Source organism: Nonomuraea mangrovi (assembly GCF_042681425.1).
GTDB classification, from domain to species: Bacteria; Actinomycetota; Actinomycetes; order Streptosporangiales; family Streptosporangiaceae; genus Nonomuraea; species Nonomuraea mangrovi.
Window position 1 is genome coordinate 202,377 of the sequence record NZ_JBHUFV010000033.1, and the last position, 23,186, is coordinate 225,562.

Genomic DNA, 23,186 nt, shown 5'->3' on the forward strand with positions numbered 1-23,186 from the left:
AGAGAGCGCTCTCTTGAGCGCACCATCCTGAATTCAAGGGGTGAGGGAATCTCACGTCAAGGCGTTCTTTCTGATCACGTCGCGCAGCCAGAGTGCGCTCTCCTTCGGGGTGCGGCGCTGCGTCGCGTAGTCCACGTGCACGATGCCGAACCTGGGCTCGTAGCCCCACGCCCACTCGAAGTTGTCCAGGAACGACCACACCAGGTAGCCGGTCAGCGGGGCGCCCTGGGCGATCGCCGCGTGGGCGGCGGCCAGATGGTCGCGCAGGAAGATCGGCCGGTCGGCGTCGTCCTCGAAGGCGGCGCCGTTCTCGGTGATCATCAGAGGTATGCCCGGATAGTCGCGGTGCAGCCGGACCAGCAGGTCGGTCAGGCCATGGGGGGCGATCGCCCAGTCCATCGCGGTGCGTGGCAGGTCGGGCTCGGTGAAGTCCACGCCCTCGCTGCCGGGAAAGGCGGCGTTGGGCGGCCGGCCGATCGTGGTGCTCACCCAGGTCGGGCGGTAGTAGTTGACGCCGAGCAGGTCGATGGGCGCGGCGATGACGGCGGGGTCGCCCTGCCGTACGTGATCGAGGCCCGCGAACCTGTCGATCACCGGCAGCAGGTCCTCCGGGTAGGAGCCGCGCAGGATCGGGTCGAGGAACAGCCGGTTGTGCAGGCCGTCGATCCTGCGGGCCGCCTCGCCATCGCCGACGACGGGGGAGAGGTTGAGCGTGATCGACAGCTCGCGCGCGCCCGCCTCCCGCAGTGCCTGAACGGCCAGACCGTGCGCCAGCAGCAGGTGGTGCGCGGCCACGAACGCCGCTCCAGGTTCGGTACGGCCGGGCGCGTGCGCCCCGCTGGCGTAGCCGAGGAAGGCCGAGCACCATGGCTCGTTCAGCGTCGTCCACGTCCTGGCCCTGTCGCCGAGGCGGGCGTGCACGGCCGAGGCCAGGTCGGCGAAGTGGAAGGCGGTGTCGCGCAGCGTCCAGCCGCCCAGATCCTCCAGCGTCTGCGGCAGGTCCCAGTGATAGAGCGTGACCATCGGCTCCACGCCGGCGGCCAGCAACTCGTCGACCAGCCGGTCGTAGAAGTCCAGGCCGCGCGGGTTGACGGGGCCGCCGCCGTCCGGCTTGATCCGCGGCCAGGAGATCGAGAAGCGGTAGGTCGGCAGGCCGAGCTCGGACATCAGCGCGACGTCCTCGCGATAGCGGTGGTAGTGGTCGCAGGCGACGTCGCCGGTGTGTCCGAGGTGTACGCGGCCCGGGGTGCGGGCGAAGACGTCCCAGATGGAGGGGCCGCGGCCGTCCTCTGTGGCGGCTCCCTCGATCTGGTAGGCCGCGGTGGCGGCCCCCCAACGGAATCCGTCGGGAAAGCGTCGTTCCTGGGTCATCCCTTGAGGGCTCCTTGCATGATTCCTGCGATGATCTGCTTGCCGAACAGCACCGCAACGATGAGCAGCGGGATCGTGGCGACGGTCGTGGCCGCGAGCGTGAAGGAGTAGTCGACGGAGTAGCCGCTGGAGATCGACGACAGGCTCACCTGGACGGTCGGGTTCTCGGGGGTGAGGACCACCAGGGGCCAGAAGAAGTCGTTCCAGGCGTTCATGAAGGTCAACATGCCGAGCACCGCGGCCGCGGGCCGCGCCAGTGGCAGCACCACGCGCCAGAACAGGCCGAACGTCGTGCACCCGTCGACCCTGCCCGCCTCCAGCAGCTCGGTGGGGATGGCGGCCGACAGGTACTGTGCCATGAAGAACACGCCGAACGCGCTGATCAGGTTGGGCGCGATGACCGCGTACAGGGTGTCGATCCAGCCGATGTCGGCCATCAGCATGTACAGCGGGATGATCCCGAGCTGCGTCGGCACCATCATGGTCGCCACGACCGCCAGGTAGAGCCCGTTGCGTCCGCGGAAGCGCAGCTTGGCGAACGCGAACCCGGCCAGCGTCGACAGCAGCACCACGCTCACCGTGATCGACGTGGCGACGATCGCGGAGTTGAGGAGCGCGGTGGCGAAGGACACGTTCGTGAAGACGCGCTCGATGTTGGCGATCAGGTTGCCGCCCGGCAGGAACGGCGGGGGCACCTGGCCGAGCGCCGAGTTGTCCAGCGAGCCGACGACCGCGCTGTAGTAGAGCGGGAACGCGGAGAAGAACGCGATGGCGGTCAGCGTGAGATAGGTCAGGCGGCCGGGCCTGGGCAGTCCCCTGCGCCTGACCTGGACGAGGGTCTGGGTGAGTGTCGCCATCAACTGCTCCGGATCCTGCGGACGAACAGGTAGTTGATCCCGGCAGCGATGACGATCACGATGAACATCAGCCAGGCGGTCGCCGAGGCGTAGCCGAAGTCGAACCTGCCGAACCCCGCCTCGAACAGGTAGAGGGTCAGTGTCTGGAACTGGTGGTCGTTGCCGCCCGTCGGCATGCCCCCGCCGAACAGCAGCGGCTCGGCCAGCATCTGCATGCCGCCGATCGTCGAGACGATGACGGTGAAGATGATCGTCGGTCTGATCGCCGGGATGGTGATCTTCCAGAGGCGCTGCATCGAGGTGGCCCCGTCGATGATCGCCGCCTCGTGCAGCGACTGGGGAACGGCCTGCATCGCCGCCAGGTAGATCAGGGCGTTGTAGCCGGTCCAGCGCCAGATGACCATGGTCGCGATGGCGATGTGCGAGGTCGCGGTGCCCGCCGCCCAGTCGATCTGGCCCGCGCCGAACAGGCCGAGGATCCAGTTGACGACGCCGTAGTCGCGGCCGAACAGCTGGCCGAAGATGATCGCGACGGCGACCACGCTGGTGATGTTGGGCAGCAGCACGCTGACCCGCCAGAACGTCTGGCCGCGCAGCCTGCCGTTCAGCACGTGGGCCAGGACCAGGGCCATGAGCAGTTGCGGCACGGTGGACAGGATGAGGATGGAGATGGTGTTGAACAGCGCGTTCCAGAAGTAGGAGTCGCCGAGCAGCGTGAGGTAGTTCTCCAGGCCGAGGAAGGTGTGCCGGTCCTCCAGCAGGCTCCAGTCGTGCAGTGAGACCCAGCCGGTGTAGAGGATGGGAAAGGCGCCGAGGGCGGCGAAGAGCACGAAGAACGGCAGGATGTAGGCGTAGGGGGACGCCTTCACGTCGATACGGTACAGCCACGAACGGATCACGAAATTTCCTCCCAAACGTGGGCGGCCTCGTGTGGCCGCCGTCGCCGGGTGTTTTCCGGGGGAACGGGTCGGGCCGGGTGTGTCCCGTACGGCGGGACACACCCGCCGGGCGGCGTCAGAGGATCTTCTTGACCTCCACCATCGCCTGGCTCCACGCGTCGCCGGGGGACTGCTTGCCCTGCTCGACCCGTCCCAGCGCGTTGTTGATCGCCGTGTTGATGTCACCGGCCTTCGGGCCGAGGTACTGCACCTTCATCGTCGCCACGGACTCGGAGAAGATCTTGCCGACCGGCGCGTTGTTGAAGAACGGGTTCTTGAAGTCGGTGATGACAGGGTCGCTGTAGAGGGCACTGGTGGAGGGGAAGTTGCCCTTGTTCCTGAAGACCTTCGCCTGCTGCTCGGGCGCGGTCAGCCAGCTCGCCAGCTCGAACGCCTTCTGCTGGTTCTTGCCCTGCTTCGGCATGGTCAGGAAGGACCCGCCCCAGTTGCCGGTGCCGCCGGGGATCTTGGCGATGTCCCACTTGCCCGCGGCGTTCTTGGCCTGCTCCTGGATGAATCCCATCATCCACGAGGGGCAGGCGATGGTCGCGAACGAGCCGCGCTGGAAGCCGGCGTTCCAGTTGGCCGACCACGCGGTGATCTTCGCGGACAGGCCCGCGTTGATGGCCTCGATCGTCTTGTCGTAGGCGGCGCGCACCGCGGGGTTTGTCTCGACGACCACAGTGTCGTTGTTGTCGTACAGGCCGACGTCGGCCTGGCCAAGGATCGACCGGTACATGACGACCGGCCCGTCGAAGAAGGCGGTCTTGGGCAGCTTGGCGGCGGCGAACTTCTTGCCGGTCTCGATGTAGCCGTCCCATGTCGGCCACAGGGCGGAGACCTCGTCACGGTCGGTCGGCAGTCCCGCCTGCTTGAACAGGTCGGTCCGGTAGCACATGGCCATGCCGCCCACGTCGGTGCCGAGCCCGATCTGCTTGCCGTCCTTGGACAGGGAGGTCTGCCACTTCCAGTCGGGCCAGCGGCTCTTGAGCTTGTCCGCGCCCAGGTCGAGAAGGTTGGCGAACCTGTCGGGCTGGGCCTTGAACTGGCCGATCCAGCCCTCCTCGATCGCCTCGATGTCGGCCGCGCCCTTGCCCGTCGCCAGATTGGTGGCGATCCGCCGGTGGTGGTCCTCGGCCGCGGTGACGCGCTCGACGATGTCGACGTCCGGGTGAAGCTTCTCGTACTCCTGGTAGAGGCTCTGGTAACCGAACTCGCCGAACGTGGCGACCACGAGCTTGGTCTTGGCGGTTCCCTGGCTGGTGGCCGGACCGCCACCGCCGCCGCAGGCGGCGAGGGTGGCGACGAGCAAGGCGGTGACGGCTGGAGCGATCATTCCACGCATCGCGCAGCACCTCCGAAGTCGGGGGGAAATTGCCCAGACCATACGGCGGCTTAGATCGGACTTCAATATAAGACGTAAAAAAAGCCGGGTAACGCTGCTGTAACGAGCTCTCCGGCGTCAGCGCAGGAAGCTCTCCACCACGAGCGTCGCCGCGCCGAGCGCCACCGCGTCGGGACCGAGCTCACCCAGCTCGATCGTGGTCTGCCCGAACGGCAGGGCCAGCGCGTGGCGCCCGGCCGCCTCGCGGAGCGCGGGCAGGTGCCTGCGTCCCAGCAGCAGCCCCGCCCATCCGCCGACCACGATCCGCTCGGGGTTGAACAGGTTGATCAGGTTGCCCAGGCCCGCGCCAAGGAAGGTGACGGTCTCCTCGACCACCCGCCGGGCCGCGGGGGAGTCGTCCTCCAGCAGCGCGGCCAGCGCGGTCTGCTCGTCGCCCGTGGCGATGGCGCCGCCGGCCTCCACATGGCGGCCGAGGATGCCCTCGGCGCCGACATAGGCCTCCAGGCAACCGAGCGAGCCGCACCTGCACCTGCGCCCGCCGACGGCGACGGTCGTGTGGCCCCACTCGCCCGCGCTGCCCGTCGCGCCCCTGTAGGTGTCGGAGTCGGTGACGATGTTGGCGCCCACGCCCGAGCCCACCAGTGCCACGACCGCGTGCCTGGCGCCCCTTCCCGCGCCGAACCACAGCTCGGCCTGGCCCATGGTCTTGGCCCCGTTGTCGATGAACAGCGGAAGGTCCGTGCCCTGGCGTAGGAGCGCTCCCAGCGGAACCGACTCCCACCCGAAGGTCTGGGCGTGGATGACCGACTCGGGGCCCTGCTCGACGATGCCGGGCACGCCGATGCCGACGCCGAGCACGCGCTCGCGCCCCACCCCCGCCTCGGCGAGCACGACGTCGATGCCGGCCAGGATGTGCCTGGCCACCAGCTCCGCCTCGTGCCTCGCAGGGCGCAGCGCGTAGTCGGCCTTGGCGCGCTCGGTCATCGCCAGGTCGAACAGCTCGACCCGCACGTGCGTCTCCCCGACGTCCACGCCGATCGCGTAGCCGTGCTCGGGGTTGACCCGCAGCAGCACGCGGGGACGGCCGCCGTCGGACTCCACCTGGCCCGCCTCGACGATCACGCCCTCGGCCAGCAGATCGCCGGTCACGTTGCTGACCGTGGCGGCGCTGAGCCCCGTCGAGCCGGTGAGCTCCTGCCGGGAGGCGGGTCCGCCGAAGTAGAGCGCGCGCAGCAGCACGGCCCTGTTGCCCCGTCTGAGGTCTCTGACGGTCCTGCGCTGTGGTCCCGACATCATGGCCGCCATCCTCCCCGATCGCTGCGGCCATCTTAGGTCACGATGTGAATTAAGTCAGCGCGAGGTGTAGCGAGTTACTGCGAGATGTGAAATAAGTGCCGCTATGAGCATTGAGGTTCGCGAGGGTGTGGTCGTGGTCGACGGCACGCCCAGAGTGCTGGTGACCGCTGACTACCCCTATTACAGGGACCGGCCCTCGGACTGGGCCGGCAGGTTGCGGGCGCTCCGCGACGATCTGGGCGTGGAAGTGATCACGAGCTACATCCCGTGGCGGCACCACCAGCCCGATCCCGATGTGGCTCCCGACTTCACCGACGTGATCGCCTTCTTCGGGCTCTGCCATGAGCTGGGGCTGAAGGTGATCGCCAAGCCCGGCCCCTTCATCCACGCGGAGACCAACTACGGCGGGCTGCCCGACTGGGTCGCCTCCTACGAGCCCGTGCTGGACTCCGCAGGGGAGCCGTTGCGCTGGGGCGGCCTGCCGCTGCCCGCGCCGCTGGGCGCCGCCTTCTTCGACAGGACCGCGCAGTGGCTCGCGGCGGTCGGCAAGGAGGTACTGGACGCCGCCACCCACCCCGACGGCCCTGTGATCATGATGCAGATCGCCAACGAGGGCCTGTACACCAACGGCGCGCTGCCCCTGACCTCCTACGACTACAGCGACTCCGGCCTGGCGTTCTTCCGGTCCAGACTCCAGCACTGGTACGGCACGCCGCAGGAGTACAACCGCCTGCACGACGCCACGATCACCTCATGGGAACAGGTCCCGCCCACCGGCGCCGACTGGGGCCGCTTCCACGCCGACTACCTCGCCGAGGTCTACCGGCGATGGGCCGACGCGGTCGGCTGCCGCGTGCCGGTGGTCGTCAACCTCAACCCGCCGACGGTCGCGCACCTGGACGACTGGCTGGCCAGGGTACGCCCCGCCACCTGGGACGACATCCACTACGGCTTCACCAACTGGATGGGCGTGGTCTCCGCCGACGCCGACGCGCACGCCCGCTACGTGATCGCCGCCAAGCTCGCCCCCGGTCCCAACATGGAGGAGAACTGGGGCTTCTCCGAGCTCTACGACCGCGCCTACGCCGACGCGACGACGAGCTTCCACCAGACGCTGCTGGCGATGGCGGCAGGGGCCACCGGGTTCAACGTCTACACCGGCGTGAACACCTCGTGGTGGACGGATGAGCTGGACGCCGGGCACGCTCCGCCGTACCCGGACTGCGCCCCCATCGCCGCGGACGGGACCGCCACGGAGAAGGCGCCGGTGGTCAAGGCCCTGGCGGACTTCTTCGGCAGGCACGGGGCGGAGTTCCTGGAGTGCGTGCCGGCCACAGGCGGCGCCTTCGGGCTCTACCTGCCGTACGCGGGGACCGGGGCGTGCGGGGCGGCGCTGCGGGCCTACCACGACAGGATGCGCGTGGCAGGGCTGGACTACGCGCTGCTCGACCTGCAGCACACCACGGCCGAGCGGCTGGCGGCGCACGGAACGGTGACGGTGCCAGGCGGGAGGCGCATGCACCGGGCCGTCCAGCGACTGCTGGCCGACCACGTCGCCGGTGGCGGGCGGGTGCTGGTCGACGGCGAGGTCCCGGTCGAGGACGAGGACGCGCGGCCGTGCGCGGTGCTGGCCGGCGCGCTGTCAGGTGAGGCGCAGCCCTTGCCCGTTCCTGCCGCGCGAGTGGTGCGCGGCAGGGCCGACGTCTACCTCAGGGCGCATCCGTCGAGCGGCGTCCGCTACCTCACGGTCCTCGCGCACAGCGACAACGACGAGCCGATCGGGGTGGAGGTGGGTGGCGACAGGCTGGAGGTCGTCACCTGCCGCGGTGGCGCGGCCGTGGCCAGGCTGGCCGGAGGGAGGCTCGACGATCACCTGGTCAAGGGGGTCAACGCCTTCCTCGACTCCGCCGTTCCCGCCGCCATCGCGTTCGGGGGCACGCGGTTCGCCGCGGTCGAGGCGGGCGACCTCTACTCCCTGTGACGTTCCCTACGACCCTGGACCCCGCTCGAAAGCGGGGGCCAGGGCCGGCGCTCAGGCGGGCTGGGGCTCCTCGGGCGCGGCCGGCGGCTCCTCGCCCCCGACCGCTCGCAGCGCTCCGCCGATCGCGGCGATCGTGTGGGTCAGGCGCAGCCCCGACCCGTCGCGCCTGCCGATCTCCTCGGGCAGCGGCACCGGCTTGCCCACCGCCGACACCGCCTTCGCCGGCCCGGGGCCCGCCCACGCCAGCAGCAGCACGTCCTCACCCTTGAGGAAGCGCTGCGCCCGCACGCCTCCCGTCGCCCTGCCCTTCGGCGGGAACTCCGCGTAGTCGGACACCTTGCCGCCGCCCACCTGCGTGCCGGGCAACGCCGTCGCCGATCCGGCGATCGTCACCACCTGTGAGGGCTGGGCGGGGTCGACCGCGCCGAACCAGACGACCGTGGCCCCGCCGTCGAGCCTGATGCCGGCCATGCCGCCCGCCGGGCGGCCCTGCGGGCGCACCACCGAGGCCTGGTAGCGCAGCAGCTGCGCGTCGGAGGTGATGAACACCAGGTCGTGCTCCTCCGATTCCAGCTCCACCGCGCCGACGACCACGTCGCCGTCCTTCAGCCCGATGACCTCGAAGTCGTCGCGGTTGCCCGGGTAGTCGGGCACGACCCGCTTCACCACGCCCTGCGCGGTGCCCAGCGCGAGCCCTGGACTGTCGGGATCGAGCGAGCCCAGGCCGACCACGACCTCGTCGGGGTTGAGCGAGACGTACTCGGCGATCGGATGGCCGCCCGACAGCGAGGGCGGATTCGCCGAGGGCGGCAGCGTCGGCAGGTCGACCACGTTGACGCGGATCATCCGGCCATGGGAGGTCACCACGCCCACGTCGCCCCTGACGGAGCTGCGCACCGCCGAGACCAGCACGTCATGGGCCGACCGCTCGGCGCCACCGGCCAGCGGCGAGGCGTCGCTGGTGCGGGCCAGCAGTCCCGTCGACGACAGCAGCACCAGGCAGGGGTCGTCGGCGACCTCCAGCGTCACCGCGGCGCTGCGCGTCACGCCCGACGACTCCAGCAGCACGGTACGGCGCGGCGTGCCGTACTTCTTGGCCACGTCGGCCAGCTCGCCGGAGACCACCTGGCGCAGCCGGGCATCGGAGGACAGGATGTCGCTCAGATCGGCGATCTCCTCCGACAGCGTCTGCTTCTCCCTGTCGAGCTCCAGCTTGTCGAAGCGGGTCAGGCGGCGCAGCGGCGTGTCGAGGATGTAGGCGGCCTGGATCTCCGACAGGTCGAAGACCTCCATCAGGCGGGCGCGCGCCTGCGCGGAGTCGTCGCTGGAGCGGATGACCTGGATGACCTCGTCGATGTTGAGCAGCGCGATGATCAGGCCGTCGACCAGGTGCAGGCGCTCCTCGCGCTTGCGCTTGCGGTGCTCGGAGCGGCGCCGCACGACCTCGAGCCGGTGCTCGACGTAGACCTTCAGCAGCTCGCGCAGGCCCAGCGTGCGCGGCTCGCCGTCGACCAGCGCGACGTTGTTGATGCCGAAGGACTCCTCCATCGGCGTCAGCCGGTAGAGCTCCTCCAGCACGGCCTCGGGGATGAAGCCGTTCTTGATCTCGATGACCAGGCGCAGGCCCTTGTGCCGGTCGGTGAGGTCCTTCAGGTCGGCGATGCCCTGGAGCTTCTTGGCGTTGACCAGCTCCTTGATCTTGCCGATCACGCGCTCGGGGCCGACGTTGAACGGCAGTTCGGTGACGACGATGCCCTTGCGGCGCGGGGTCGTCTGCTCCACGGCGCACTTGGCGCGCATGCGGAAGGTGCCGCGCCCGCTCTCGTAGGCGTCGCGGACCCCCTGCAGCCCGATGATCGTGCCGCCCGTCGGCAGGTCGGGCCCCGGCACGTACTTCATCAGCTCGTCGAGCGTCGCGTCGGGCTTCTTGATCAGATGGCGGGCGGCCGCGACGACCTCGACGAGGTTGTGCGGCGCCATGTTGGTCGCCATGCCGACCGCGATGCCGGTCGTGCCGTTGACCAGCAGGTTCGGGAAGGCCGACGGCAGGACGGTCGGCTCGGTCTCCTGGCCGTCGTAGTTGGGCTTGAAGTCGACGGTGTCCTCGTCGATCGACTGCACCATCAGCATGGCGGCGGGCGCCAGCCTGGCCTCGGTGTACCGCATGGCGGCCGGCAGGTCGTCGGGCGAGCCGAAGTTGCCGTGGCCGTCGACCAGCGGGATGCGCATGGAGAACGGCTGGGCGCACCGCACCAGCGCGTCGTAGATGGCGCTGTCGCCATGGGGGTGGAGCTTGCCCATGACGTCGCCGACGACGCGCGAGGACTTCACGTGCCCGCGGTCGGGGCGCAGGCCCATCTCGCTCATCGAGTAGAGGATGCGCCGCTGGACGGGCTTGAGCCCGTCGCGCGCGTCGGGCAGCGCGCGCTGGTAGATCACCGAGTAGGCGTACTCGAGGAAGCTCGTGCGCATCTCAGCGGAAACGTCGATGTCGACGATCCGCTCCTCGAAGTCCTCGTCAGGTGGGGGTGTGGTCGTCCGTCGGGCCATGTCGAACATTGTGCCGAAGAATCTTGGGTGCACGCGACTCAGCCACGTGTTTGCCCGGCTCGCGGTCGAAAGTGCCCCGCGTCAGGACGGTCGGCGTGCGCCGGGCCACGGTCCCGGGGTCTCGCCCTCGTCCACGTCGCCGGGCTCGTTCAGCCGCTCGTCGTACACCTGGAAGCCGCGTGCCAGGTAGTTCGCCAGCGCGGCAGGCCCGTCGAGCGAGCAGGTGTGCAGCCACACGCGTTCGGTGGCGGGAAGCCCCGGCCAGCGTGAGGCCAGGTCCCATGCGCGTGCCGTACCGACCGAGAGCAGGTGGCCGCCCACGCCCCCGCCCATCGCGAACGGCAGCAGCCCGAAGTAGGCGATCTCCACCTGCGCGCCCTGCTGCGGCTCCAGTTCGACGTAGCCGGCGGGGGTGCCCCTGTGCCAGGCGACCCAGGTCTCGATGCCGGGCCTGGTCAGGTACTCCATCCACTGGTCGTAGGTCCAGGTGAGGCGTCCCGTCCACTGCCAGTCGCCGCCGACGGCCGTGTACAAGAACCGGCTGAACTCGGGAGAGGGCACCTCGGCCCGCACCACCTCGACCGGCAGCCGAGGTGGTTTGGCCGGGATCAGCGCGTCGGGCGAGCGTTGCTCGAGATACGAGGTGATGACATCCACGCCCGATATTTCAGCACGTGGTCCCCTTGGCAGGGACGACCAGGTCCGTCAGGTAGCGGTTGACGTGGTCCCTGGCGCAGGCGTTGCTCGGGTAGAGCGTGTGACCTGGCCCCTCGTGCCGTACCAGGCCGCTGCCCGGCACCTGCGCCAGCACCCGCGCCACGGCGTCCGACTCGCCCCAGGCGCCCGCGCCGAGCAGCGGCGGCAGCCCCTTCGGCAGCGGGCTCGGCGGGTTGGTCACCTTCACCGGCCACCCCACGCAGGTGAGGGTGGCCGTCGCCAGCGTGTTCGCGGTGCCGGTGCTCGGCGCGATCGCGTTCAGCCTGGCCACCGTCGCGGCCATCTCCTTGCGCGTGCCGAAGCGCGGCCAGTCGACGCACTCGGTGACGCCCGTCGCGACGTCCGGGTAGCGCAGGCCGCGCGGCGGCACGAAGCCCGACGCGTCGCCGCGTGCGGCCTTCTCGATCGCCGCGGTCAGCGTCTTCCAGCCCTCCGGTCCCTGCCGGACGAACCCCATCGCCAGCCCCTGCAGGTCGCGGCCGTCGTAGGCGACGCCCGCCCCGGCGGGGACGGGGGAGCGGTCGGCCCTGGCGACGAGCCGGCGCCAGAAGGACGGCTTGCACGCCGCCGCCTCGCACGAGACGAAGTATCGGCCCATGGCCTGCTCGTTCTGCCGCGCGGTGTCCTCCAGCTCCCGGGTCCAGTCGGCGGTGGCGTGGTTCCATGTGCCGTCCAGGACCATCGCCCGGACCTTGCCGGGGAACAGCCTGGCGTAGGCCTGGCCGTAGAAGCCGGCGTAGGAGGCGCCGTAGAAGGTGAGCTTCGGCTCGCCGAGGGCCTTCCTGATCGCCTCCATGTCCCTGGCGTGGTCGGCCGAGCTCATGTTCGCGAACAGTTCGGGGTCGCGGTTGCGGCAGGCCTCGGCGATGCCCCTGTTGGTGTCGGTCATCCTGGCGAACTCGGCGTCGTCGCGCGGGAAGGCGGGGATCGGGACGCGCGTCCAGACGCACGGCAGTCCCGTGCTGGTGCCCTGGAACTGCTCGCCGTAGCCGCGGGTGTCCCAGGTGACGATGTCCATCCGCTTGCGCAGGTCGGCCCACATCTGGGGCATGGACTCCGTCAGCCTGATCCCTGGGGCGCCGGGCCCGCCGTACGCGATGAGGACCGACCCGGCCGACCGGCCCGTGGCGCGCAGCCTGCCGACCTTGAGAGTGAGGCTGCGCCCTTCGGGCTTGGACCAGTCGACGGGGACGGTGACCTCCAGCCTCTCCATCCGTTCGGCGGGCACGGAGGCCGAGGCGGAGGGGGCGGGAGAGGGATCGAGGGCGGCCGAGGGCATGGGCCCCAGCAGCGCAAGAGTCAGAACGGCGTGTGCGATCATGCCGGACACGCTGCCGAATCCCTGGTTCCCGCACATCAGACCACGGTCTGACATCACTCACCCGCCGTTGTCTTGACCAAGCAATTGCTTGGCAAGTACGGTCCCGGAGAGGAGATCCCCTGGAGGCGTCATGATCGAGTTCCATCCGGTGACCAAGCACATCGGCGCCGAGGTGACCGGCGTCGACCTGCGCAAACCGCTATCGCCGGAAGAGGTCGCCACCATCAGGCAAGGCTGGCTCACCCACCTCGTGCTCTTCTTCCGCGACCAGCACATCGACGACGAGCAGCACCTGCAGTTCGCGCTGAACTTCGGCACGCTGAACCATCCCGCCTTCAAGAAGGACGGCGCCAGCCCCATCCATGTGCTCGACCAGACCGACCCCAAAGGCGAGGGCGGCGACGAGTGGCACAGCGACAACACCTTCGAGCCGACCCCGCCGATGGGTTCCCTGCTGCGCTGCGTCCAACTGCCCAGCGTCGGGGGCGACACGCTCTGGGCCAACACCTACCTCGCCTACGAGACCCTCTCGCCACCTCTGCAACGCCTGTGCGACGAGCTGACAGCCGTGCACGACATCACGGCCTCCATGAAGAAGGCCATCTCGAAGGGGCACCCCTTCGACCTGGCCGAAGTCCAGGCCAAGTGGCCGCCGCTGGTACGCCCCGTGGTTCGCACCCACGCCGAGACGGGACGCAAGGCGCTGTTCGTCAACCGGTCGTCCACGACCCGCCTGGTCGGCCTCTCTGACAGGGAGAACGAGGCGCTGCTCCCGCTGCTGATCGACCACATCCGCTCCGCCGAGTACCAGGTGCGGCTGAGATGGCGTCCCGGCACGCTCGCCTTCTGGGACAACCGCTCCACCCAGCACTACGCCGTCGCCGACTACACCGAGCGGCGTCGCATGCACCGCGTCACCGTCAACGCCTTCCCCGAGCACGCCGACCCCGCCTGATCCGCCTCGCCGGGCCGCGGGCGGGCGCGGCCCGGAGAGCGCCGGTCCTGTCCTGGAACACCGCTCGCGGGAGAATTCGTCGGCGGGACCTGGTAACAAGGAGCACATGACTGAAGCGGTCGCGATGATGCGGGAAGAAGCCGAAGCCCATCTCCGCGCTCTGGCGGGTGATCACGCGCGGCTGCGTGACGACCAGTGGTCGGCGATCGAGGCGCTCGTCGTCGACCGGCGCAGGGTCCTGGTCGTGCAGCGCACCGGCTGGGGCAAGTCGGCCGTCTACTTCGTCGCCACCGCGCTGCTCAGGGAGCTGGGCGAGGGGCCGACCGTCATCGTCTCCCCGCTGCTGGCGCTGATGCGCAACCAGATCGCCGCCGCCGAGCGCGCCGGCATCCGCGCCGTCACCATCAACTCGGCCAACCCCGAGGAGTGGGAGGAGATCTACGGGCGCGTCGCCGAGGGCATGGTCGACGTGCTCCTGGTCAGCCCCGAGCGGCTCAACAACCCCGACTTCCGCGACAACGTCCTGCCCGAGCTGGCCGAGAGCGCGGGGCTCGTGGTCGTCGACGAGGCCCACTGCATCTCCGACTGGGGCCACGACTTCCGCCCCGACTACCGCAGGCTGGCGACCCTGTTCGAGGACCTGCCGCCCGGCATCCCCGTGCTCGCCACCACCGCCACCGCCAACGCGCGCGTCACCCGCGACGTGGCCGAGCAACTGGGCGGCGACGACGCGCTGGTCCTGCGCGGGCCGCTCGAGCGCGACAGCCTCCACCTGTCCGTCGTACGGCTGGCCGGCGCCGAGCAGCGCCTGGCCTGGCTCGCCCAGACCCTCAACGAGCTGCCGGGGTCCGGCATCGTCTACACCCTCACCGTCGCGGCCGCCCACGAGATCGCCGGCCACCTGCGCGACCAGGGTCACGAGGTGGCCGCCTACTCCGGCCAGACCGAGCCCGCCGAGCGCCTGGCCGCCGAGGAGGCCCTGCTCAACAACAAGATCAAGGCGCTGGTGGCGACCAGCGCGCTCGGCATGGGCTTCGACAAGCCCGACCTGGGCTTCGTCATCCACGTCGGCGCTCCGCAGTCGCCCGTGGCCTACTACCAGCAGGTCGGCCGTGCGGGCCGCGGCGTGGAGCGAGCCGAGGTCATCCTGCTGCCCGGCACCGAGGACCGCGACATCTGGGCGTACTTCACCTCGCTCGCCTTCCCGCCCGAGCCGGTCGTCCGGGCCACGCTCCAGGCGCTGGAGCAGAACGGCGGTGTGATGTCCACCCAGGCCCTCGAGACGGTCGTCGACCTCAGCCGCAGCCGCCTGGAGATGATGCTGAAGGTCCTCGACGTCGACGGTGCGGTCCGCAGGGTCAAGGGCGGCTGGACGGCGACCGGCGAGGAGTGGGCCTACGACGCCGAGCGGTACGCCAGGATCGCCGCCGAACGCCGGTCCGAGCAGGAGGCCATGCTCGGTTACCTGACCACGACCGAGTGCAGGGAGGAGTACCTGCGCAGGCGGCTCGACGACGAGGCGGCCACGCCGTGCGGGCGGTGCGACAACTGCACGGGCGCGCACCGCTCGCCGGAGATCGCCGCGGTGGCCGTGGAGAGCGCCAGGCAGGCGCTGAGCAGGCCGGGCGTCGAGGTCGAGGCGCGCAGGCAGTGGCCGACAGGGCTGGCCGACCTGTCCGGGCGCATCAAGCCGGAGCTGGGCGCCGAACCCGGCAGGGCGCTCGGCAGGCTGACCGACATCGGGTGGGGCAACAGGCTGCGCGAGCTGTTCAACGCGCCCGACGCGCCCATGGCCGACGACATGTTCAAGGCGGTCGTCCACGTGCTGGCCGCCTGGGAGTGGAAGCAGCGGCCCGTCGCGGTGGTGAACGTGCCGTCGGCGTCGCGCCCGCTGCTGGTCAGGGGATTCGCCGAACGCCTGGCACAGGTGGGCAGGCTCACCTACCTCGGCGAGCTGGGCTACCGGGCGGGCTCGCCCGGCCAGCAGTTCAACAGTGCCAAGCGGGTGCAGGCGATCAGAGGGACGCTGGCGATGCCCAAGGAGCTGGGAGCGGCGATCGCGCAGTGCGGCGGGCCTGTGCTGCTGATCGACGACCGGGTCGACACCGGGTGGACGATGACGCTCGCCGCGGCGCTGGTCCGGCACGCGGGCGCGCCCGCCGTCCTGCCCCTGGCCCTGGCCACCACCTCCTGACCGACGGGCGTCAGGGGGCGACGCCCATCGTCGTGACGTCGTAGTCGTGGTAGACGGCGCTGACGTGCACGTTCGTCGCCCCCTTCCCCCTGATCAACCCTCCCTTGATCCACAGCAGCGGCAGCACCAGTCCCTCCTCCAGCACCAGCCGCTCGGCCTGCCGCCACGTCCGAGCCCTGGCCTCCGGGTCGAGCGTCCTGCGCGACTGGTCGATCAGGCGGTCCACCTGGGTCAGCCGCACTCCCAGGTTGGTGGAGAACCCGCTTTCGACGATCTCCCTGCTGTCGATCAGCGGCGACAGCATCGGGTCGGCGTCCGGCCAGTCCGGGGACCACCGCCGCATCACCAGCCCGACCTTCTGCTTGGTGTGCGCCGCCGGGTTGCCGAGCGTGTCGATCTCCTCCAGCAGCGGCACGTTCTTGACCGTGACCTCGATACCCGCGGCCGCGAGGTTGTCACGGATCACGTTGCCCGCCGAGACGTCCGTCTCGCCGTCCCTGGTCAGCAGCGTGAACGAGACCTTCCCGCACGACTCGGGCGGCCGGGCCGCCGACGCCAGGGGGCGCGGGTCGTCCAGCTCGCCCCGTCCCGGCATCGACGGCGGCTGCAGGCGGATGGCGATCTCGGTGCCGAAGGGGCCGTCGCCGTACACCCGGTGCAGCGCCGCCCTGTCGACGGCGGCCAGGACCGCCTTGCGGCACTCGGCCCTGTCCAACGGCGCGAGGCGCGTGTTGACGGCGAGGAAACGCAGGAAGTTCATCGACGGCGCGTCGCTCCGGACGTTGAGCGCCGGATCGGCCCTGACCTTGTCGAGGGTGGCGCTCGCCGGTGTCGACATCACCTCCAGCTCGCTCGAGAGGAGCTTCCTGCCGGCCTCCTCGGCGTTCATGTTCCAGGTGAGCTCGACCCGGTCAGGCAACGCCGTCCTGTGAGGGTCGCCGGCGCCGCTCCAGTGGGCGTTGCGGACCAGCGTGACGGAGGTGCCGCTCCTCGCCCCCACCTTGTAGGGGCCGGAGGAGAGCGGCTTCGTGGAGCCCATGCGCACCGGCATGGTGACGGGCAGCGTCGCGAGCTGGTTGAAGCTGGACATCGGGTGCTTCAGCCTGAAGACGACGGTCCTGGCGTCAGGGGTGCTGATCGCCTTGCCCGCGTCGGCGGCGGTGTAGGCACCGGGCATGTCGAGCAGCCGCACGATCGCGTCGGTGCCGTTGGGCATGAGCTCCCTGTCCGCCGACCGCATGACCGCGTACTTCACGTCCGCCGAGGTGATCGGCGTGCCGTCCTCGAACAGCAGCCCGTCCCTGAGGGTGAACGTCCAGGTCCTGCCGTCGTCGGAGGTCTCGCCCAGCTTCTCGGCCAGGTCGGGGACCACCTCGGTGCCCGCGGCTCCCGGTGCGGGCCTGTACATGGTCAGCGACCGCCCGTAGAGGCGGCCGTAGTTCCACAGCTCGGTGTTGAAGCTGTTGGCGGGGTCGATGTCGTCCAGGGCGGCGGTGGTGCCGATGCGCAGCGTGCCGCCCTTCCTGGTGGACGGGGCGACCACCCCGGTCAGCGCCGCGTTGAAGGCCGCCGGCCGATGCGTCGGGGCGGACTGGGGTGTCACCTGGCCGCCACCGTCCGCGTTCGTGCGCGGCCACGCCCACACCGCGACCCCCAGCAGGACGGTCATCGCCGCCGCCCCGATCGGCACCAGCACCTTCGGCCACCGGCCCGGCTTCTCCGCCACCGCCCCCGACACCGGATACCTGGCGGGAGGCAGAGGGGCGGGCGGGCCGTGCGGGTACCGCGGAGCGGTCGCCGGCGTCACCCCGTGCGGCAGCGGGGGGTAGGGCGGCGCGGGGACCGGTGCCTGGGCGCCCGAGCCGAACCCGATCAGCGCCCGCACCAGCTGCTCGGCCGTCGGCCGCGCCGCGGGGTCCTTGGCCAGCGACGCCCACAGCAGCTCCCGCAGCGGCTCTCCCACGCCCGACAAGTCGGGCTCCAGCGCCAGGATCCGATGCATCACCACCGGCAGCGACCCGAACCCGAAGGCCCCGCGCCCCGTGGCCGCGTAGGCCATCGTCCCCGCCCACGAGAAGACGTCGCCCGCGGGTGTGGTGTCGCCGTGGAACTGCTCGGGCGCCATGTAGGCGGGCGTCCCCACCACGCTCGTCGTCAGGCTCTGGCTCATGTCCAGCGCCCGCGCGATGCCGAAGTCGATCACCCTGGGGCCGTCGGCGGCCAGCAGCACGTTGCTCGGCTTGAAGTCGCGGTGGACGACCCCCGCCCGGTGGATCGCCGCCAGCGCGGTGGCCGTCGTGACCGCCAGCCGTACCAGAGAGGCGCCCGTCAGCGGCCCCGACTCGGCAACCTGCCGCTGCAGCGAAGGGCCGTCGACGAACTCGCTGACGATGTACGGCTGGTCGTCGAGCGCGCCGACCTCCAGCACCTTGGCCGTGCAGAACTCCGCGACCCTGCGCGCCGCCTCGGCCTCGCGCCTGAAGCGCCGCACCGCCGAGGCGTCGTCGGCGAACCTGGCGTGCAGCATCTTGATCGCGACCGGTTCGCCCGAGGGGGCGAGACCGAGGTAGACGCTGCCCTGGCCGCCCTCACCGAGGAACCCGGTGACCTGGTAGGCGCCGACCATGTGCGGATCGCCCGGCCGTAACGCACGCACGCGGGTTCTTCACTCCCTTGTCGCGACATCAGGAGTATCCACCATAGGTGGCGCTAGAGGCGGGGGCGAGCCCCGAGGTGAGAGATCGCCTTCGAGGCCAGGCGGCAGCCCGCCGCCAGCGCCTCGGCGGGCGGCTTACCGGCCAGCCACTCGGGCAGGAACCCCGCGGCGAACGCGTCGCCCGCGCCGGTGCCGTCGACCACCCGGTCCACCGGCTCGGCGGCGACCTTGACCGGCTCCGGCCTGCCGTTGGTGTACCAGAGGGCGCCGTCGACGTTCATCTTGATGACGACCTGCGGGAACCACGCGGTGAGCACCTTGACGGCCGCCTCGGGGTCGTCGCGCCCGGTGAGCACCTTGGCCTGGTCGGCGTTGGCGAACAGCAGCTTGGCGCCGTTGGTCCACTCGAGGAACGGCTCGGCGCCCGTGCGCTCCAGCGGCGCGGAGGAGGAGCAGTCGACCGAGATCGACATGCCGGACCTGCGGGCCATCTCGAGGGCGGCCAGACCGGCCTCGCGGGAGCCCTCGTTGATCAGCGTGTAACCGGACAGATGGAGGTGGCCACCCGAGTTGAACAGGTCGCGCGGCAGGTCCTCCGGCGACAATGCGGCGTTGGCGCCAGGATCGGACAGCATGGTGCGCTCGCCCTTGTGCGTGACGAGCACCACGCAGGTGCCCGTGGGACGCTCGGGATCCATCACGAGCCTGGCGTCGACGCCGTAGCCCATGAGCTCCATGTCGCGGTTGCGTCCGGTGATGTCGGCGCCTCGGCGGCCGATGAAAGCGACCTCCGCACCCTCGACCGCAAGCCACGAGGCGATGTTGGCCCCCGAGCCGCCACCATGCATGGTGACGATCGCCGGGGTGTCGCTCGCCCTGGCCAGCGCGTAGCGGGCGCGCGCGACCGCATCGGTCATGAGATCGCCCACCACCACGACCCGCGTCATGATGTCACCGCCTTGCTGCAATCCTTCGCGCCTGACGCCGAAAAACTTAACAGCTTCAGGCCTGCTCGTGGGGCAGACACCGGACACGCGTTCATAGTCGATGCACAAGCGTTGCCCAACGGGCGCCGCACCTGGGGCGCAGGTCTACGCTCGGGACTGTGGAGGCAACCCAGTATCCGGCCCATTGGGAGGCGGACGTCGTCCTGGCCGACGGGGGCACCGCGCACGTGCGCCCGATCAGGCCCGCCGACGGCGACCGGCTCCGCGCGTTCTACTCCAGGCTGTCGGCCGAGTCGATCTACTTCCGCTACTTCGGGCCGCGGCCCAGGCTGTCGGACAGGGAAGTGACCTTCTTCACCAACGTCGACTACGTCGACAGGGTCGCGCTCATCGCCACCATCGGCACCGAGATGGTGGCCGTCGTCCGCTACGACAGGGTCAGCCCCGCCGAGGCCGAGGTCGCCTTCCTCGTCGAGGACGCCCACCAGGGCAGAGGCGTGGCCTCCGTCATGCTGGAACACCTGGCCGCCACCGCCCGCGAGCGCGGCATCGAGACCTTCATCGCCGACGTCCTGCCCGCCAACATGCGGATGATGGGCGTCCTGCGCCAGGTGGGCTACACCGCGCAGAGCCGCTTCGCCGACGGCGTGGTCCGCATGACGCTCGACCTGACTCCCACCGAGACCTCGGCCGAGGTCACCGCCTCGCGCGAGCACCGCGCCGAGGCCCGCTCGATCGCCAGGCTCCTGACGCCGGGCTCTGTCGCGGTCATCGGCGCCTCACGCGAGCCGGGCGGCGTCGGCCAGACCGTGCTGCGCAACCTGCTGGCCGCCGACTTCACAGGACCCGTCTACCCCGTCCACCGCGAGGTGCGGGCGGTGGCGGGCGTGCGGGCCTATCCGAGCGTCAAGGACATCGACGGCGAGGTCGACCTGGCCGTGCTCGCCGTACCCGCCGACAGCGTGATCGACGTGGTCAAAGAATGCGCGGAGAAGGGGGTGCGCGGGCTGGTCGTGGTCTCGTCGGGCTTCGGCGAGACGGGGCCGAAGGGGCGGGCGCGCCAGGACGAGCTCGCCAGCATCGCCCGCGCGTACGGCCTGCGCGTGGTCGGGCCCAACTGCCTCGGCATCGCCAACACCGATCCCTCCGTACGGCTGAACGCCACGCTCGCCGCGACCGTCCCCGGCAGGGGCAGGGTCGGCTTCTTCAGCCAGTCGGGCGCGCTCGGCACCGCCCTGCTGCAGCGGGTGGCCCAGCGCGGCATCGGCATCTCCAGCTTCGTCTCCGCGGGCAACAGGGCCGACGTGTCGGGCAACGACCTGCTGCAGTACTGGGAGGAGGACGAGGCGACCGAGGTCATCCTGCTCTACCTGGAGTCGCTGGGTAACCCGCGCAAGTTCACCCGCCTGGCCAGGCGCATCTCCCGCAGCAAGCCCATCGTGGTGGTCAAGAGCGGCGGCACCACCCAGGGCGTGCCCATCGGCCACTCCGCCTCCGCGCTGCGCCTGCAGGACAGCGCGCTCAGCTCGCTGTTCGAGCAGGCGGGGGTGATCAGGGTCGACGACCTCATCCAGCTGTTCGACGTCGGCCAGCTCCTCGCCTGCCAGCCGCTGCCCGCCGGGCCGCGCGTCGGGCTGGTCAGCAACTCCGACGCGCTCGGCCTGCTGGCCGTCGACGCCTGCGTCAGCGCCGAGCTGGAGCCGAGGCCGCCGGTGAACCTGGGCGCGACCGCGGGGGCCGCCGAGTTCGGCACGGCTCTCGCGGGCGTCCTCGCCGACCCCGACGTGGACGCGGCCGTCGTGATCTACATGCCGCCCATCCCGGGCGACGCCAGGTCCGTGGCGGCCGAACTGGTACGGGTGTCGCGGCAGGCGGGCAAGCCCGTGCTCGCGACGTTCGAGGGGCAGCTCGGGATGCCGCCGGAGCTGCGCACCGACCCGTCCGCGCTGCCCGAGCGCGGTTCTGTGCCGTCGTACGCGGCGCCGGAGGAGGCGGTGAGGGCACTGGCCCACGTCGTCAGGTACGCGCTCTGGCGCAAGCAGCCGCCTGGAGCGCCGCCCGAGCTGGACCGCCTCGACACCGAGACCGCCCGCGAGATCGTCGCGTCGGCCCTCACCACCGCCGCCACCGATCACCAGCCCGCCACCGACCACCAGCCCGCCCCGGAGCCCCGCCCCGCGCACCGCACCAGCGTCACACAGGAGACCAGCGCCGCCCCGGATCCCAGCGCCGCGCAGGAGCCCATCGCCGGACAGGAGCCCGGTGCCGCCGAGGTGATCTCACCCGGGGCCGCCTCATCCGACGGTGAGCGGCAGGGCGGGGAGACCGGAACGGGTCCCGTCGAGATCGACGCGAGCGAGCTGCTCGCCTGCTACGGCCTGACCGTCTGGCCCTCCGAGGTCGTCGCCACTCCGGAGGAGGCGGTCGGGGCCGCCGAACGCCTCGGCTGGCCCGTCGTGCTCAAGGCGGCCGACCCCGAGGCGGCCAAGCGCGCCGGCACCGTACGCCTGGGGCTCACCTCGGCCGGAGCCGTCCGCCACGCCTACGCCGACCTCGCGGGCCAGCTCGGCGCCGACGTGGTGCTCGCCGTGCAGCGGATGGCGCCCCAGCCCGCGGTCCCGACCGTGGTGAACGTGCTGGAGGATCCCGCATTCGGGCCGGTCGTCTCCTTCGGGCTCGGCGAGGTGACCGCCAGGCTGCTGCGCGACCGCGGCTTCCGGCTCGCCCCGCTGTCCGGCGAGGACGCTGCGGGCCTGGTGCGTTCGGTGCGGGCGGCGCCGCTGCTGTTCGGCGAGTACGGCTACCCGCCCGTCGCGGTCGGCGCGCTGGAGGAACTGCTCGTCAGGGTCGGCCGCCTGGCCAACGACCTGCCGGAGGTGTCACGGCTCGACCTGGATCCCGTGCTCGTGGGGGAGTCGGAGGTGCTCGTGCTGGGCGCGCGTGCCGTCCTCAGGAGCCCCGAGGGTCCGCGGCGCGACGGCGGCCCCCGTCGCCTGGCCTGAGCTCCAGCTCGTTGCTCCGATCAATGGCGGTAATTACATTCCCCCATTAACCACAAAGTTTGCCCTCAAATTGCACTAAAGGTAATTATCCGGATATGTGGTGGTTTGTCGCGCGAGTGTGAGCGGTGCCCGGGGGCTGGCAGGATGGATGCCATGAGGGAAACCCGAGTCTCAGCCGCGGGCCTGCGTGAAGCGATCGAGCGCAGCGGCTACTATCCCGACCTCGTCACCGATGCGGTCGAATCCGCGCTGGGCAAGGAGGCGGTGACCGCCTACGTGGTGCACCACGAAGCCACGTTCGACCCGGCCATGGAGGTGCGCAGGCACGTCACGGTCCTGGTCCTGACGGGCACCCGGCTGCTGGTCTGCCACACCGACGAGCACCCGCCCGCCGAGGGGGTCTCGGCCTCGCACGCCTCCACCACCACCGAGGCGGTACGGCTGGCCCGCGTCCAGTCGGTCGCGGTGACCAGGGTCGTGCCCGACCCGGCGTCCTACGTTCCCGGCGTGCCGCCGACCGAGGTGACGCTCACCATCGGATGGGGCGCCATCTCTCACGTCGACCTCGAGCCCGCCACGTGCGGCGACGAGAACTGCGAGGCCGACCACGGCTACACCGGCGCGATCACCGCCGACGACCTGTCGCTGCGCGTCAGCGAGGCGGCCGACGGCCCCGAGGCGGTGGGCCACGTCCTCGCCTTCGCCAAGGCCCTGTCCGAGGCCACGGCCCGCGCCGCCACCTGACCCACCCGCTCTTCCACCCCTCACCCGCACCCTCCACCCCATCCGAACCGCGACCCCCACGCGGCCCCATGCGGGGACCGGCGACCCTCATGCGGGACCGCGAATCTCCGCGTCGGCGACTGCCTGCCAAGGGCGGGCGCATCCCACCTGGGATGGCCCATCCCACCTGGGGTGGAGCATCCGCTTGGGGTGGAGCACCCGCTTGGGGTGCAGCATCCCGCGCGGGGCCATCAACTCCTACGCGGGACCGCGAATCCCGTTCCGGGAGCGCGACCCTCGCCAGCGTGGGCGCATCCCCCGGGGCGGCGCATC

General features: G+C 70.8%; 15 protein-coding genes. 5 read left to right on the plus strand and 10 right to left on the minus strand.

Going from position 1 to position 23,186, the window contains the following annotated elements; translation table 11 throughout:
* Positions 1 to 51: 51 nt before the first annotated feature.
* From ACFSKW_RS19340 to ACFSKW_RS19360, 5 genes are all read right to left on the minus strand, one after another.
* Entirely contained in the window at positions 52 to 1,371 is a 1,320-nt protein-coding gene (locus ACFSKW_RS19340) for a GH1 family beta-glucosidase (protein WP_379573655.1), read from the minus strand.
* Entirely contained in the window at positions 1,368 to 2,228 is an 861-nt protein-coding gene (locus ACFSKW_RS19345) for a carbohydrate ABC transporter permease (protein ID WP_379573657.1), read from the minus strand. The genes ACFSKW_RS19340 and ACFSKW_RS19345 overlap by 4 nt, the downstream gene beginning before the upstream one ends.
* The gene (locus tag ACFSKW_RS19350) at positions 2,228 to 3,127 is read right to left on the minus strand and encodes a carbohydrate ABC transporter permease (protein WP_379573658.1); all 900 of its coding nucleotides are present in this window, start codon (positions 3,125 to 3,127) and stop codon (positions 2,228 to 2,230) included. Before ACFSKW_RS19350 ends, ACFSKW_RS19345 begins: the two co-directional genes overlap by 1 nt.
* Positions 3,128 to 3,242: 115 nt before the next feature.
* Positions 3,243 to 4,511: an ABC transporter substrate-binding protein gene (locus ACFSKW_RS19355; protein WP_379573659.1), complete on the minus strand. Its 1,269-nt coding sequence runs from the start codon at positions 4,509 to 4,511 to the stop codon at positions 3,243 to 3,245.
* A gap of 117 nt (positions 4,512 to 4,628) precedes the next feature.
* Entirely contained in the window at positions 4,629 to 5,807 is a 1,179-nt protein-coding gene (locus ACFSKW_RS19360; RefSeq protein WP_379573660.1) for an ROK family protein, read from the minus strand.
* 103 nt (positions 5,808 to 5,910) lie between these two features.
* Between ACFSKW_RS19360 and ACFSKW_RS19365 the strand changes: the two genes are divergently transcribed.
* Positions 5,911 to 7,788, plus strand: coding sequence for a beta-galactosidase (locus tag ACFSKW_RS19365; protein ID WP_379573661.1), 1,878 nt, complete (start codon positions 5,911 to 5,913; stop codon positions 7,786 to 7,788).
* Positions 7,789 to 7,839: 51 nt separating this feature from the next.
* On the opposite strand, the gene ACFSKW_RS19370 is transcribed toward ACFSKW_RS19365, so the two are convergent.
* From ACFSKW_RS19370 to ACFSKW_RS19380, 3 genes are all read right to left on the minus strand, one after another.
* Positions 7,840 to 10,338 carry a DNA gyrase/topoisomerase IV subunit A gene (locus tag ACFSKW_RS19370; RefSeq protein ID WP_379573662.1) on the minus strand — a complete coding sequence of 833 codons (2,499 nt, stop codon included), beginning with the start codon at positions 10,336 to 10,338 and terminating at the stop codon, positions 7,840 to 7,842.
* An 81-nt stretch (positions 10,339 to 10,419) separates the two neighbouring features.
* On the minus strand, positions 10,420 to 10,995 hold the full coding sequence (locus ACFSKW_RS19375; protein WP_379573663.1) for a GNAT family N-acetyltransferase: 576 nt from the start codon (positions 10,993 to 10,995) through the stop codon (positions 10,420 to 10,422).
* 10 nt (positions 10,996 to 11,005) lie between these two features.
* Positions 11,006 to 12,376, minus strand: a complete 1,371-nt coding sequence (locus ACFSKW_RS19380; RefSeq protein WP_379573664.1) for an alpha/beta fold hydrolase — start codon at positions 12,374 to 12,376, stop codon at positions 11,006 to 11,008.
* A gap of 130 nt (positions 12,377 to 12,506) precedes the next feature.
* On the opposite strand from ACFSKW_RS19380, the gene ACFSKW_RS19385 reads away from it, so the two are divergent.
* Positions 12,507 to 13,331, plus strand: a complete 825-nt coding sequence (locus tag ACFSKW_RS19385) for a TauD/TfdA dioxygenase family protein (RefSeq protein ID WP_379573665.1) — start codon at positions 12,507 to 12,509, stop codon at positions 13,329 to 13,331.
* A 106-nt stretch (positions 13,332 to 13,437) separates the two neighbouring features.
* On the plus strand, positions 13,438 to 15,525 hold the full coding sequence (locus ACFSKW_RS19390; RefSeq protein WP_379573666.1) for a RecQ family ATP-dependent DNA helicase: 2,088 nt from the start codon (positions 13,438 to 13,440) through the stop codon (positions 15,523 to 15,525).
* Positions 15,526 to 15,535: 10 nt separating this feature from the next.
* On the opposite strand, the gene ACFSKW_RS19395 is transcribed toward ACFSKW_RS19390, so the two are convergent.
* Together ACFSKW_RS19395 and ACFSKW_RS19400 are read right to left on the minus strand one after the other, a co-directional pair.
* Positions 15,536 to 18,181 (minus strand): ABC transporter substrate-binding protein, encoded by a 2,646-nt coding sequence (locus ACFSKW_RS19395; protein ID WP_379573667.1) that lies wholly within the window; start codon positions 18,179 to 18,181, stop codon positions 15,536 to 15,538.
* A 53-nt stretch (positions 18,182 to 18,234) separates the two neighbouring features.
* Positions 18,235 to 19,128, minus strand: a complete 894-nt coding sequence (locus ACFSKW_RS19400) for a carbohydrate kinase family protein (RefSeq protein ID WP_379573668.1) — start codon at positions 19,126 to 19,128, stop codon at positions 18,235 to 18,237.
* A 158-nt stretch (positions 19,129 to 19,286) separates the two neighbouring features.
* Between ACFSKW_RS19400 and ACFSKW_RS19405 the strand changes: the two genes are divergently transcribed.
* Together ACFSKW_RS19405 and ACFSKW_RS19410 are read left to right on the plus strand one after the other, a co-directional pair.
* Complete coding sequence (locus ACFSKW_RS19405; protein WP_379573669.1) at positions 19,287 to 22,130, plus strand: bifunctional acetate--CoA ligase family protein/GNAT family N-acetyltransferase; 2,844 nt, start codon at positions 19,287 to 19,289, stop codon at positions 22,128 to 22,130.
* A 153-nt stretch (positions 22,131 to 22,283) separates the two neighbouring features.
* Positions 22,284 to 22,874 (plus strand): DUF5998 family protein, encoded by a 591-nt coding sequence (locus ACFSKW_RS19410; protein WP_379573670.1) that lies wholly within the window; start codon positions 22,284 to 22,286, stop codon positions 22,872 to 22,874.
* The last annotated feature ends 312 nt before the right edge of the window (positions 22,875 to 23,186 follow it).

Excerpts from the sequence above, each read along its gene's own strand:
- ACFSKW_RS19380 (WP_379573664.1), bottom strand. The coding sequence starts at position 12,376 with ATGATCGCACACGCCGTTCTGACTCTTGCGCTGCTGGGGCCCATGCCC.
- ACFSKW_RS19355 (WP_379573659.1), bottom strand. The coding sequence starts at position 4,511 with ATGCGTGGAATGATCGCTCCAGCCGTCACCGCCTTGCTCGTCGCCACC.
- ACFSKW_RS19340 (WP_379573655.1), bottom strand. The coding sequence starts at position 1,371 with ATGACCCAGGAACGACGCTTTCCCGACGGATTCCGTTGGGGGGCCGCC.
- ACFSKW_RS19385 (WP_379573665.1), top strand. The coding sequence starts at position 12,507 with ATGATCGAGTTCCATCCGGTGACCAAGCACATCGGCGCCGAGGTGACC.
- ACFSKW_RS19400 (WP_379573668.1), bottom strand. The coding sequence starts at position 19,128 with ATGACGCGGGTCGTGGTGGTGGGCGATCTCATGACCGATGCGGTCGCG.
- ACFSKW_RS19390 (WP_379573666.1), top strand. The coding sequence starts at position 13,438 with ATGACTGAAGCGGTCGCGATGATGCGGGAAGAAGCCGAAGCCCATCTC.
- ACFSKW_RS19345 (WP_379573657.1), bottom strand. The coding sequence starts at position 2,228 with ATGGCGACACTCACCCAGACCCTCGTCCAGGTCAGGCGCAGGGGACTG.
- ACFSKW_RS19365 (WP_379573661.1), top strand. The coding sequence starts at position 5,911 with ATGAGCATTGAGGTTCGCGAGGGTGTGGTCGTGGTCGACGGCACGCCC.
- ACFSKW_RS19410 (WP_379573670.1), top strand. The coding sequence starts at position 22,284 with ATGAGGGAAACCCGAGTCTCAGCCGCGGGCCTGCGTGAAGCGATCGAG.
- ACFSKW_RS19370 (WP_379573662.1), bottom strand. The coding sequence starts at position 10,338 with ATGGCCCGACGGACGACCACACCCCCACCTGACGAGGACTTCGAGGAG.
- ACFSKW_RS19360 (WP_379573660.1), bottom strand. The coding sequence starts at position 5,807 with ATGATGTCGGGACCACAGCGCAGGACCGTCAGAGACCTCAGACGGGGC.